General features: G+C 41.8%; 8 protein-coding genes and 3 pseudogenes. All 11 read right to left on the reverse strand.

The features are described from left to right. Nucleotides 1-41: 41 nt before the first annotated feature. A pseudogene (locus ACSLFW_RS20140) lies at nucleotides 42-796 on the reverse strand (ABC transporter ATP-binding protein); the annotation flags it as partial. Nucleotides 797-805: 9 nt separating this feature from the next. Beyond that, entirely contained in the window at nucleotides 806-1,666 is an 861-nt protein-coding gene (locus ACSLFW_RS20145) for an ABC transporter permease (RefSeq protein WP_436557245.1), read from the reverse strand. A gap of 151 nt (nucleotides 1,667-1,817) precedes the next feature. Next, nucleotides 1,818-3,074, reverse strand: a complete 1,257-nt coding sequence (locus ACSLFW_RS20150; RefSeq protein WP_436557246.1) for a T9SS sorting signal type C domain-containing protein — start codon at nucleotides 3,072-3,074, stop codon at nucleotides 1,818-1,820. Next, nucleotides 3,064-3,807 (reverse strand): hypothetical protein, encoded by a 744-nt coding sequence (locus ACSLFW_RS20155; RefSeq protein WP_436557247.1) that lies wholly within the window; start codon nucleotides 3,805-3,807, stop codon nucleotides 3,064-3,066. The genes ACSLFW_RS20150 and ACSLFW_RS20155 overlap by 11 nt, the downstream gene beginning before the upstream one ends. A gap of 260 nt (nucleotides 3,808-4,067) precedes the next feature. Further along, nucleotides 4,068-4,745: a GEVED domain-containing protein gene (locus ACSLFW_RS20160; protein WP_436557248.1), complete on the reverse strand. Its 678-nt coding sequence runs from the start codon at nucleotides 4,743-4,745 to the stop codon at nucleotides 4,068-4,070. Further along, nucleotides 4,720-5,181 carry a hypothetical protein gene (locus ACSLFW_RS20165; protein ID WP_436557249.1) on the reverse strand — a complete coding sequence of 154 codons (462 nt, stop codon included), beginning with the start codon at nucleotides 5,179-5,181 and terminating at the stop codon, nucleotides 4,720-4,722. The genes ACSLFW_RS20160 and ACSLFW_RS20165 overlap by 26 nt, the downstream gene beginning before the upstream one ends. Next, a complete protein-coding gene (locus ACSLFW_RS20170) occupies nucleotides 5,147-5,560 on the reverse strand; it encodes a GEVED domain-containing protein (RefSeq protein ID WP_436557250.1) in 414 nt (137 codons plus the stop codon). The genes ACSLFW_RS20165 and ACSLFW_RS20170 overlap by 35 nt, the downstream gene beginning before the upstream one ends. 16 nt (nucleotides 5,561-5,576) lie before the next feature. Continuing rightward, nucleotides 5,577-8,105: a GEVED domain-containing protein gene (locus tag ACSLFW_RS20175; protein WP_436557251.1), complete on the reverse strand. Its 2,529-nt coding sequence runs from the start codon at nucleotides 8,103-8,105 to the stop codon at nucleotides 5,577-5,579. Between the two features lie 203 nt (nucleotides 8,106-8,308). Next, entirely contained in the window at nucleotides 8,309-8,893 is a 585-nt protein-coding gene (locus tag ACSLFW_RS20180) for a hypothetical protein (RefSeq protein ID WP_436557252.1), read from the reverse strand. Nucleotides 8,894-9,196: 303 nt separating this feature from the next. Continuing rightward, nucleotides 9,197-9,496: pseudogene (locus tag ACSLFW_RS20185) on the reverse strand (DUF3467 domain-containing protein); the annotation flags it as partial. Between the two features lie 4 nt (nucleotides 9,497-9,500). Then, a pseudogene (rpoC, locus tag ACSLFW_RS20190) lies at nucleotides 9,501-13,814 on the reverse strand (DNA-directed RNA polymerase subunit beta'). Nucleotides 13,815-13,816: the final 2 nt, after the last annotated feature.

The following is a 13,816-nucleotide window of genomic DNA, read 5'->3' on the forward strand; positions in this document are numbered from 1 at the left end:
ACCGTCGAGTTGCAGATAGTAATCAATTCCCTCATCAACAGGCCGTTGAAACCCACAATGCCGTTTTGCAGTACGATTACGCGGCTGCATAAATTACTTACGGCTGTCATATTGTGGCTTACAAACAACACTGTTCTTTGATCACCTTTAGAGATATCCTGCATTTTTCCTAATGCTTTTTTCTGGAATTCGGCATCGCCAACCGCAAGAACTTCATCGATGATCAGGATTTCAGGCTCCAGAAAAGCGGCAACTGCAAAAGCCAGGCGTACGGTCATTCCGGAGCTGTAGCGCTTTACAGGTGTATCGACATATCTTTGGCAACCCGAAAATTCGACTATCGCCTCAATTTTTGATTTGATTTCTTTTTGGTCATTCCGAGAATCGCGCCATTGAGATAAATATTCTCCCTTCCGGTGAGTTCGGGATGGAATCCTGTGCCTACCTCGAGCAGCGAAGCAATTCTTCCGTTGAATCTTACGTTTCCGGATGTAGGCGCTGTGACTTTAGAAAGGATTTTCAGCAAAGTAGATTTTCCCGCTCCATTTTTACCGATGATGCCCAAAACTTCGCCTTTTTTGACTTCAAAATCAATCTCTTTTAATGCCCAGACATATTCACTTTCACCTTTTGTGCTTCGGTCATTAGTATCACCGATCTTAAGATATGGGTCTTCTTTGCCTCTGATTTTGTGCCACCATCGGTTTAGGTCATGGCTAAGGGTGCCGGTACCCACCTGACCGAGCCTGTATTGCTTGGATATATTTTCAACAAGTAAAATTGTTTCTGTTTTCAAATGATTCAATTATACGGTATCGATAAATTTCTTTTCGGTGTTATTAAAAATCAGCAATCCGGAAAAGAATATGATGATTGTGACAATTATTGTGTAGGCTAAAAAATAGCTCGAAAATTCGCCTGTGTTCAATAACATATAGCGGGAAAATTCAATAATGTACGCCATGGGATTGTAATCAATAATCCAGGAATATCCCGGCAATTTTTGCCTGATGAGTGTTAATGGATAATTGACCGCCGATACATACATCATGAGTTGTACGCCGAAAGTAATCAGGAAAGTAAGGTCCCGATATTTGGTGACCATGGATGAAATAATCATTCCGAGGCCAAGACCGAGAAGTCCCATAATAATGACCAGTACCGGAAATAAAATTATTGTGGAATTAGGCGCGATGTCTTTCCCTATAAATAAATAATAAATATAAAAACCGATGAAAATAAGCAATTGCAATCCGAGTTTCAATAAATTAGAAATCACAATTGACAACGGCATGATGATACGTGGAAAATATACCTTCCCGAACAAACTGGCATTGGTTTTAAAAGTATCGGATGTTGTGGTCAGACAGGTCGAGAAATAATTCCATACCGTAATACTTGCAAGGTTAAACAGAAATGGCGGAACATTACCTGTTTGTATTCCTGCAATATTATTGAAAAGTATAGTGAAAATTACCGAAGTCAAAAGTGGCTGGATCAGATACCAAATCGGACCGAGTACGGTTTGTTTGTAAACTGTAATCACGTCGCGCTTGACCAACAGCATTAACAAATCTTTGTATTGCCATACTTCCTTCAGATGCAGCCTGAAAAATGCATCTTTAGGCTTAATTTCAAATAACCACTGCTGATTGTTTTGACTCATTGGTTTTGGATAACGGTGCCGAAAGGCAAAGTCCAAATATAATAATTTATAGCGGACACTTTGATGCCGGAGGCGGAAAAGCGTCTGTATTAAATTAAAAAGCCTCCCGGTTTCCCGGAAGGCTTTCTTTTATTAAAACTGATATGCTGAATTAGTATACCACTTTTTTAGTAACAACTCTGTTGTCAGTTGATGTAATCTGAACCAGAAGTACTTCTTGCTCAGCTCTTAGGTTTTTCAACTGAGCAGTGTTAGCGTTGATTCCTGATTGCTCAAAAATCACTCTTCCACGGATGTCGAATACCTTAACTCCTGACATGATTACGCTACCAGAATTGATGTTCAACACGTCGTTGTTTTTGAAAATTACAACGTTGTTAGCATCAAAAGTAGGATTTTCTACATGAAGCGTAGTGTTTTGGAATACAACACTGAATCTGTTAGCGGTTGTTCCTGCTTCAGCAGCGAAAGTATATCCGCTTTCTGTAACATTGTGGATGATACCAGAAACGTTATCCTTGATGAATACATTTTGGTTTTCTGCGAACAATCCGTCAACATGGTCGATAGAGATTGTGAAAGTTCCTGCAGTAAGTGCATTGAAACTTAACGGAATCTCATCAGTATCAGCGAATGGCAAAGCACGTGCCTGAATGTTGAATTTCTCATCACCAATTAAAGAAGCAATGTTACTGATGCCACTTTCAATTTGTCTTGCATCAATTGATGTATCGACACCTTGAGTAGCACCATCCATATATCCAACAAGGATTTGGTTTTGCATACCAACTTCATTAGAAAGGTTTAACCAGATACGGTTTTTCTCAACATTTGCATTTCTGTAGAAATTAGCTGTGTTAGCTCCGGTACGCATACTGTTTGTGAAGTTAGCAGTACCAGATGCAGTAGTTTTCAATAAGAATCCTTGTCCGACTGCGATACTTCCGTCTGGAACAGCACCACCGGTAGCTGCTGCAGTACCAAAAGTGGTATAAGTAGCATAGTTAGCTCCTGAAGCTGCAACTTGGTTAACGTGTGCCCAGAAATAAAGTGCTCCAGGGTTTTGTGCAAGGAATAAATCAGCACTTAACGTTGAAGGGTAAGGGTTAGCTAACATGTTGTAACCTTTTCCAGCTCCTGAGAAAGTAATTGGCTGTGATGAGTTACCGTTATTTGGCACACCAGTAAATACTCCGTTGAAAGTTTGCGGAGCTGTACTGAAATTATTTGGTGCGCGTAACATATAACCTTTAGCCTCAGCGAAATTCATTCCTAAAGGTTCAGCAATTACAACATAGGCTGCTGAAACTTCATCGTAAGTGTAGAAACGTGATGCACCGGTAGCAGTAGGGAAACCAGGCGCATTAGTAAGTGACACAGTATATGGAGAGAACAGTTTAAGGCTCATGACCTGCAACCGGAGAACCCCAGTAAACATAATCAAGTCTCCTCATTGTAGCATCTCTTTGTACAGTGATATTTCCTGTATTGTTAACGTCATCTGTTTGGATAAGGTTTGCATTGTTACTGAATGTCAATGACCCTCCGTTAACAGCAACCGCACCAGTAATATTGAAGTCATGTCCTGAATTAACAGTAACATTTCCACTATTTACTGTCAAAGTACAAGCTGACAGGTTACCTACTGAACTATAGTCCCCGGCAATGATAGCTTGCTGTGTAGCAACCGGATAACCGTTACTCCATGCAGTACCGTTCCATGTTGTGTTGAGCGAACACGGTGCTGGAGCTGTAAGTGTCCAGGCAATTGTAAAGGTACCTGATTCACCAGCATATCCATCCTGGACGTAGTAAACAGTTTGTGTAGAACCTGTATTATTCAACCAGGTTAACTGTGATCCGGCACCTGTATCTGGTTCGTCTGTACAAGATATTTCAGTAAGCGCTCCGCAATCACCATATAATAAACTGATAATAGAATCGTATGAATTTACAGTTTGTCCAATATTCAAAGTGTAGAAAGGTGGCACCGTGATTGAATAGAATGCATCCGGAGATGGAGTTCCATCAGTATCACAACTAGGTGTAAAATCATTCGTAAGTTCGGATGTACTTCCACTTTGTGGTGAAGTAAGTGCATTCAGTGAAGTAGCACCTTCGCAAGTATCAAAAGCAGGCAAACTAGCAAGCGTTGTGAAGCTAAATTCTGTACATCCAGCGCTGGTTCCTTGCGGACTTACAGCGTCGATTCTCCAGTAATATGTAGTATTGTACTGTAAACCGTTGATTCCAACTGTTGTAGCACCTATTGAACCAAGATTCGTAAGTGCTCCTGAAGTTGTTCCAAGATAAACATTATATGTAACTGCGCTTGGAGCAGCCGTCCATACTAATTGTGTAGCACCCGGATCAGCACCTGTAGCACCATTAACCGGAGCTGTTAATACTGGACAAGGAGGAGCAGTAAATACAAATCAGACCAGCTCCATAAGCTATATCCATCACCAGAACAGTCAGCTCTGACGTAGAATTCATTAGAAGTACCAGATGCAAAAGTTGCAGGATACGAATTTGTAGCAACCGGGGTACCTGCTCCAGCTGGAACACCTGATCCTGTAGGCTGAACAACAACTTCCCATGCTGTTTCAGCACAACCGATTGTCCAATTCAAAGTTGCAGAAGTAGCTGTAACGGCAGTAGCTCCCAAAGCTGATGGCTGTGGACAAGCAGCAGGTGCAGTAATTGTAATTAAGTAATCCTCAACTTCACCGAAGCTGTTGTTACCACAAGGAGTAACAAGGTTACCATTTACATTATACATCGCTCTAACCCTTAAACGGTGTTGTCCAACTGCTGGGTTACAAGCAAGGTGGATTTGGAAAACTGCAGATGAACCTAAGACACCGGCTGTACCGCTTCCAGTAACCTGACCTGTTGAATTACCAATTTTTTCAGTAGTGTTATCAAAAACACCATCATCATTATAGTCGATCCAGGCAGCATATCCTTCAGTATATTGTCCTGCATAAACAGTACAGTTATATGTAGATCCAGCCTGAAGTTCAGTTGTTAATAATGGATTTCCTGTGTAATCAGAATAACCAGTGACCTTGTACATTTGGCAACGAGGTATCGTCATTCGGGTTTGGATCACTAGGACATCCTGTTCCTGAGTTATTGTCAAGAGTATTCAAAATAACCCTTGCAATTACGTCACCGTCAGCACAACCATAAGTAGTTGTAGGCGTACAGTAACATTCATTAGGAGCATTAAGCGTAATGAGTAGAGGTGTACTGATGCCAGTATTGCCGCTACAAGTTACCGAAACACGGTAGTATTTCGTAGCACTCATAGTAACTGACTGAGTAGCGGCTGTACCTAGAGCCGTAACATTTACTGTAAATAATTCATCATCAGCGCTTTCCCACTGATAAGTTACACCAGAACCTGTAGTTGCGTTCTGAATTCCTAAGTTAAATTGTACCCCTGAACAAACTGTAGTGTCCGGAGCTGTAGTGTTACCAGGATTTTGGCGTACCAGCACATGGAACATCTGCCACAATGTTTACAATATAATCTTCAGTTTCTCCAAAACCACTTGAAGAAGCACCACAAGCCTGAGCTGTTGTAAGAGCAGAATCGTTTCCACCTCTTACACGCATTCTTGTATTTCCTATGGTAGCTCCCGGAGGAACTGTAACCGGAATTACAGTTGTGCCGCTTGAACCAGCGTTAACCGAAGATACAAAACCTTCACTTGCTTCAAACACAAGGTTTTGGTTGAAATCAATCCATACTGCAGCAAATTGAGATGAATCTGAACCGAAAGTAACAGATACGTTTGCATTAGTTCCAGTTGTAAAATTAGGAACAGTAAGTGCGCTGTAGAATGTATAATAAGGAGCTGTACTTGCACCGGAATTATTATTCAAAGTTCCGGTCGTTACATTAGTAATCTGGTCTGTTGTTCACATGACCATTTGTATAAGTTGCCGCACAATACCCTGTTCTGAATGTTGCAGCAGATGCAGCCCAGTTACTCATATCAGAACCTGTAGTACATACTGATCTTACATAAATTGTATAATTAGTCTCAGTAGTCAAACCTGAAACTGAAGCAGTTACTACGCCTGATCCTACAGATCCGAAAGCACCTAAACCTGTTGTACCGCTTCCTGCAGCACCAGATGAACGTACTTCATAATCATACCCATCAGTAGGGTTGCTCACAGAAGCTGTCCAGGATATATCAGCAGTAGTTGTAGTTACATTTGATGCACCAAGGGCAGTTGGAGCCACACATGGTGGAGGAGGCAATACATTGATGGTATAATCTTCAAATGTTCCAAAAGAACCTGTATAACAAGGCGTTGGAGTTCCATCAACACCACCGATTCTTAATTTATGTTGCCCTAAGCCACCGGTAACTAAAAATGAAGCCGCTAATGTCGTTGGGTCTGCAGACAACGAGGTTCCTGAATAAACTTCTTCTCCTGTGTCATTAAAATCCTTATCGTCATTCCAGTCAACCCAGACTTTTACGTTATAAGCAAAACCTGTGGATAATGTGATATTTACAGGGACACTTACAGTTGAAACAACGTCGGTGACCTGAGCTGAATAATCACCATAATTTCCGGTTTCAGCAGTAGTCGTATTGTTAATCGTTCCAAAAGAAACATTCGTGATACCAGATCCATCAACACTTGTTGGAGCTGGCGTACAATAAGCTACTAAAGTAGTAAATGTAAATTCTGTACAACCCGCAGCAGTACCGTTTGAGTTTTTAGGATCAATTCTCCAGAAATATTGAGTACTAGGAAGCAGACCTGTAATTTGTACAGTAGTCGCGCCTATGTTACCAAGATTATTCAAAGCGCCGCTGGTTGTTCCTAACCAAACATCGTATGTTGTTGCGCCAGCAGATGCCGCCCATGAAAACTGATAAGCACCAGCAGTAAGCACAACACCTGTTTGTCCATCAGTAGGAGCGACCGCAGTTGTACATGCAGGAGCAGTGAAAACGAAAGGACCAGTCCATGTACTGAAGCTTCCGCCACCACAATCTGCTCTTACATAAAATTCATTCGCCGTACCTGCAGTATAGGTTGCTGGGAATGTAGTAGAAGCAGTTGGCGTTCCTGAACCTGCCGGAACACCAGAATTAACTGGCTGTACAGCAACTTCCCAAGCTGTTTCAGCACAACCTACAGACCATGTAAGGTTCGCAGTTGTAGAAGTTACAGTGTTTGAACCTAAATTGAAAGGTTGAGGACAGGCAACAGCAGCAGTAATTGTAACCAGATAGTCTTCAATTTCACCATACTGATTAACTGTACATGGCGTTACACCTGATCCACTGGTAGCCTGAACACCACCAATATCATACATACATCTTACCCTTAAACGGTGCACACCAATAGGCGGATTACAAGCAACATTTATAGGAAAAGATGCTGAAGAACCAAGTACGCCAGCAGTTCCACTACCTGTAACCAAACCTGGGGTAAATCCGATTCTTTCTGTAGTATTATCAAAAACTCCGTCATCATTGTAGTCAATCCATGCAGCATAAGCTTCAGAGTATTGACCCGCATAAACGGTACAATTATAATTCGAACCAGCCTGTAAGGTTGTTGTAAGACCTGGCGTAGAGGTGTAATCTGTGTAACCTGCCACACCACTTGGACAACCTGTTCCTGAATTGTTATCAAGCGTATTTAAGGTAACCCTTGCAATTACGTCTCCGTCGGTACATCCAAAAGTACTTGTCGGTACACACGGACACATCGCAGGTGCATTTAAAGCAACAAACAATGGATTACTATAAGTAGTTATACCACTACCACTACAGGTAACACCTGCACGGTAATATTTTGATGCAGTCTCACTTGTTGAAACTGTTGCATTCGTACCCGTAACTGTAGCTACGTTAACAGTAAAAGCCAAGTCATCAGCACTTTGCCATACATAACTGATCCCCAATCCGGAAGTAAAATTCTGCAATGCCAAAGTAAAAGTTTTACCTGAACATATGCTTGACAGTCCGGTAGTATTACCTGGGTCAGGAGCTCCCGCACAAGGAAGCGATGCTGTTGTAAAAGAACCTGCAGCCGCATATCCGTTTCCAGTACCGGCAAGGTTAGGGCTGTGCGAATAAATGGCATTTAAGGTTCCATTTGAAGACTGTACCCTGAACTGATAAACGGTTTGTGAATTCAATCCTGTAAGCGCCAAGCTATTTGTCATTACAGGATTTCCACTCCAGTTTGTCCATGTACAAGAGCCTACTGCCCTATATTGTACATTATATTGTGTCGCACCTGCCGGCGCTGTCCATGAAAGGTTTGCTCCAGAAGCAGTAACGCCAGTAGTTGCTGCAAATGTTCTTACAGGAGATGGGCTCGCCTGTGGCGTCCATGTGTAAGTCAATCCAGAAGGCGCAATAACGGTTGGGTTTGCCGAATTCACATACATCGTACTTGAATTGGCATTACCTGTTACTGCATTGCTCCAATCGCAAGTATTTGGTGAACCTGTAATATTTAATTGTACGTTGTTAACACCAGTTGCAAAAGTATTTGTAGTCCTGAAACCAACCTGAGGCTGGAATGTTGGTATGCTTCCGACGGTAATAGCGCCGTAAACAAATGAAACAGTTCCGGTAGCTGTATTAAGTCTTACCTGAAAGTTAATAGAATCATTACCAGGGCCAAAGTACTATCATTAATACGGGAAACATTATTCCACTGGAAAATCAATTCCGTACCTACCACCTGATACACCCATGATGAAGTGGCAATAGACGATGTGATAAGGTCAGCTCCGAAAGGCGCAATAACAACCCCCGCATTTGCAAGGCCTGTTGTTGAAGAAAGCGGCAAATAGTTGGTACTTGTCGTAGGGGCGGTAGTCGCATATAGTACTAACCTACCATTCGAATTCATCTGAAAATTCGTATAAGTCACACCATTTACAGTAAATCCCGGGAGACCCGTAATATTCTGGTTGACATCATCTGCAAATGCGTTTGCAGGAGCCGTTGCACCACCACCTACCGTAATAGGGGTGTAAGTGCCTGACGAAACCGCCAAAGCATAATTAGGAGGCAGTTGAGCCCAGATTTTACCAGTTGCCATAAGAAGACACACCATAACAACCAAGTTCATAAGCCATCGCGATTGCGTGACTTTGGAGCGCGTCGGCGGAGAACCGACATCTACTCCAACACGATTTTTGAGACTGGTATCCCTACCCGTTCTCAACGAATTGTAGTTTTTATACATAGTTTATAATTAATTAATAACGGTGTAAGTTAAGAAAAAAGTTAACCATATCACAATTATTCTTTAAAATTAACGAAATGTAACAATATACATAGTTAAAATGTCTTATTTCATCGACGAAATACGCTGTTTTCGACGAACTACTTAAATATTTAACATTGTCATTATTTTGCTGAAAAACATAACAATAATGCAATAAATCGGTATAATTACTAAAATGTATTCCATAAAAAAAGGCTGTATCGAAATACAGCCTTTTGAAAAATTTATGCTTGCCCGGTCGGGACCAAAATTTAGCGGAATCGGAGGTTGTTCAGAATCCTTGATTTCCCCATGCGCACTTTCAAAACGGTGGATATTTTCCCCCATTGCTTTTAAAAGCCTTTTGGCATGTTGCGGCGTCAAAACAATTCTTGATTTTACTTTTGCTTTGGGCGTACCCGGCATGATACAAACAAAATCGAGTACAAACTCAGAAGAAGAGTGGTTGATTATTGCCAGGTTGGAATAAATTCCTTCCGCAACGCTCTCATCAAGCTCAATGTTAATCTGGCCCGCAGGCTGTTGATTTGAATCGCTCATACTATTAATAGTTATATTCTTCTTTTGCCGCCATCATTTCGTTGAAATCTTCTTTCGAACCAACGATGGTGTTGTCATACTCTCTCATACCTGTTCCTGCAGGAATTCTGTGCCCTACAATAACATTCTCTTTCAATCCTTCCAATGAATCGACTTTACCTGCAACCGCAGCTTCGTTCAATACTTTGGTAGTTTCCTGGAACGATGCCGCAGAGATAAATGATTTTGTCTGAAGCGAAGCTCTTGTGATACCTTGCAATACCGGAGTTGCAGTAGATGTAATTACATCACGTGCCACAACAAGATTCTTATCCTCACGTTTCAACAATGAGTTCTCATCGCGCAATTGGCGCGGCGAAATGATTTGTCCCGGTTTAAGGTTTTCAGAATCACCTGATTCTTCAACCACTTTCATTCCGTACAATTTATCGTTTTCTACGATGAAATCTTTCGTATGGATCAATTGGTCTTCTAAGAATAAAGTGTCTCCCGGATCCTGAACCTGAACTTTACGCATCATCTGGCGGATTACAACTTCAAAGTGCTTGTCGTTGATTTTCACCCCTTGCAGACGGTAAACTTCCTGGATTTCATTCACCAAATATTGCTGAACTGCTGATGGCACGTGAATTCTCAAGATATCATCCGGCGTAATGGCACCGTCAGAAAGCGGTGAACCGGCACGAACGAAGTCATTTTCCTGAACCAGAATCTGGCTGGACAATTTCACCAAATATTTCTTAACCTCACCGAATTTAGATTCGATGACGATCTCGCGGTTACCACGTTTGATTTTTCCGAAAGAAACAACACCGTCGATTTCAGAAACCACAGCCGGGTTTGAAGGATTACGCGCTTCAAGAAGCTCAGTAATTCTTGGAAGACCTCCGGTGATATCGCCTGCTTTCGAAGAACGACGCGGGATTTTCACCAAAATCTTACCAGCCTTGATTTTCTCTCCATTCTCTACCATAAGGTGTGCCCCTACCGGTAAGTTATAAGAACGGATCAACTCATTGTCTTTACCATATATTAATAAGGTAGGAATTAATTTTTTGTTTCTTCCTTCAGAGATTACTTTTTCCTGGAATCCGGTTTGCTCATCGATTTCAACCATGAACGATTGTCCCTGCTCTAAATCTTCGTAAGCGATTTTCCCTGTAAACTCAGAAATAATTACTCCATTATATGGATCCCATTTACAAATCACATCGCCTTTCTGAACAGACTGGCCGTCTTTAACAAAAATGCTAGATCCGTAAGGAATATTGTTTGTACTTAAAAGGATGCCTGTTTTCTCATCTGTCAATTTCAATTCCGTAGAACGCGAAACGACGATGTCAACTGAATTACCTTCACTGTCTTCACCTTTTACAGTTTTCAGATCTTCGATTTCAAGACGACCGGCGAAACGCACTACGATGCTTGATTCTTCAGAAATTCCACCCGCAACACCACCTACGTGGAAGGTACGAAGTGTCAGCTGTGTACCAGGCTCACCGATTGACTGTGCAGCGATTACGCCGACAGCTTCTCCTCGTTGCGTCATTTTTCCTGTCGCCAGGTTTCTTCCGTAACATTTTGCGCAGATACCTTTAGTAGCTTCACAAGTCAATGGAGAACGTACTTCTACTTTCTCGATTGGCGATGCTTCGATAGCTTTAACTGTAGCTTCAACGATTTGCGCGCCTGCTTCAACCAGTACTTCATTTGTAAGCGGGTTGATAACATCCTGCAATGCAACACGTCCTAAGATTCTTTCACCTAAAGTTTCAACGATTTCTTCATTTTTCTTCAATGCAGCAACTTCTACTCCCCTTAATGTACCGCAATCGTCAAGATTTACGATAACATCCTGAGAAACGTCGTGCAGCCTTCTTGTAAGGTAACCCGCATCTGCTGTTTTCAAAGCCGTATCAGCAAGTCCTTTACGTGCACCGTGCGTAGAGATGAAATATTCTAAGATCGAAAGACCTTCCTTAAAGTTGGAAAGGATCGGGTTTTCGATAATCTCACCACCACCGGCAGTAGATTTCTTAGGTTTCGCCATCAATCCACGCATACCGGTTAACTGACGAATTTGTTCTTTAGAACCCCTCGCTCCCGAATCAAGCATCATGTATACCGAGTTGAAACCTTGTTGGTCTTCACGGATGTTTTTCATCGCTAATTCAGTAAGTAAGGCATTGGTAGAGGTCAGATACGTCAATAACCTGGTTGTAACGCTCGTTGTTGGTGATAAGCCCCATGTTATAGTTCATCGAGATACCGTCAACCTGCTCATTCGCATCATTAATCAAATCTTGCTTTTGCTCTGGAATTTTAATATCACCCAAGCTGAATGACAATCCGCCTTTGAAAGCGAATTTGTAACCCATATCTTTCATTTCATCCAAGAACGCAGCAGTTGTCGGAACGTTGGTCACGCTTAAAATGTGTCCGATGATATCACGAAGGTTTTTCTTGGTCAAAACGTCATTGATATAACCGGCAGCTTCAGGAACCACTTCGTTAAACAATACACGTCCGGCAGTTGTCTGGATAATTTTCCAGACCAATTCTCCATTTTCGTTGAAATCTTTCGCGCGGATTTTCACACGTGCGTTCAATTCCAGGCGACCTTCGTTCAAGGCGATATTTACTTCTTCAGCAGAATAAAAAGTCAGGCCTTCACCTAAGATTTTATGATCAGGAGTTGATAATCTTTCTTTGGTCATGTAGTACAGACCCAAAACCATGTCCTGAGACGGAACCGTAATCGGTGCACCATTAGCAGGGTTAAGGATATTGTGAGATGCCAACATCAAAAGTTGAGCCTCCAAAATCGCTTCCTGGTCCAAGCGGCAAGTGAACCGCCATCTGGTCACCATCAAAATCCGCGTTGAAAGCCGTACAAACTAATGGGTGCAACTGGATTGCTTTTCCTTCAATCAGTTTCGGCTGGAACGCCTGGATTCCCAAACGGTGCAAAGTAGGAGCACGATTCAAGAGTACCGGGTGGCCTTTGATAACGTTTTCAAGGATATCCCAAACTACAGGCTCTTTTTTATCGATGATTTTTTTCGCAGACTTAACTGTTTTTACAATTCCTCTTTCGATTAATTTACGAATAACGAATGGTTTGTAAAGCTCGGCAGCCATGTCTTTCGGAAGTCCGCATTCGAACAACTTCATTTCAGGTTCAGACGACGATTACCGAACGCGCAGAATAATCCACACGTTTACCCAAAAGGTTCTGGCGGAAACGACCTTGCTTACCTTTTAATGAATCAGAAAGCGATTTTAGCGGACGGTTAGATTCTGTCTTAACGGCAGAAGCTTTTCTCGTGTTATCGAACAATGAATCTACCGATTCCTGCAACATACGTTTTTCGTTACGCAAGATTACTTCAGGAGCTTTGATCTCCATCAATCTTTTTAAACGGTTGTTACGGATGATTACACGACGATAAAGGTCATTCAAATCTGAAGTTGCGAAACGACCACCATCAAGCGGCACTAACGGACGCAATTCTGGCGGAATAACAGGGATTACTTTAAGAATCATCCATTCCGGACGGTTCTCGCGGTTTTCGTTAGATTCACGGAATGACTCTACGACCTGCAATCTTTTTAAAGCCTCGGTTTTTCTTTGTTTAGAAGTTTCGTTGTTGGCTGAGTGACGCAATTCGTACGACAACGCGTCCAAATCGATTCTTGCCAGCAAATCCATGATACATTCAGCACCCATTTTGGCGATGAATTTATTCGGATCATTGTCATCTAAATATTGATTGTCTGCCGGAAGTGTATCTAAAATATTCAAATATTCTTCTTCAGTCAAAAAATCTAATCTCTGAAGATCATCACCTTCAGCACTTTTGGCAACACCTGCCTGGATTACTACGTATCTTTCGTAGTAAATGATCATGTCTAATTTTTTAGACGGAAGACCAAGGATGTAACCGATTTTGTTTGGAAGCGAACGGAAATACCAGATGTGAGCGATTGGCACAACAAGATTGATGTGTCCAACTCTGTCACGACGTACTTTCTTTTCAGTAACTTCAACACCACAACGGTCACAAACGATGCCTTTGTAGCGGATTCTTTTATATTTACCACAAGCACATTCGAAATCCTTTACGGGACCGAAAATTCTTTCGCAGAAAAGTCCGTCACGCTCCGGTTTGTGTGTTCTGTAGTTGATTGTTTCCGGCTTTAACACTTCGCCTCTTGATTCGGCAAGGATAGATTCCGGTGATGCTAATCCGATGGAGATTTTATCAAATCTTTTTACCGGATTTTTATCTTTATTATTGTTTCTGTTATTCATCATAG

Origin of the sequence: Flavobacterium sp. 3HN19-14 (genome assembly GCF_051373205.1) — a bacterium.
In the GTDB taxonomy this organism is placed as follows: domain Bacteria; phylum Bacteroidota; class Bacteroidia; order Flavobacteriales; family Flavobacteriaceae; genus Flavobacterium.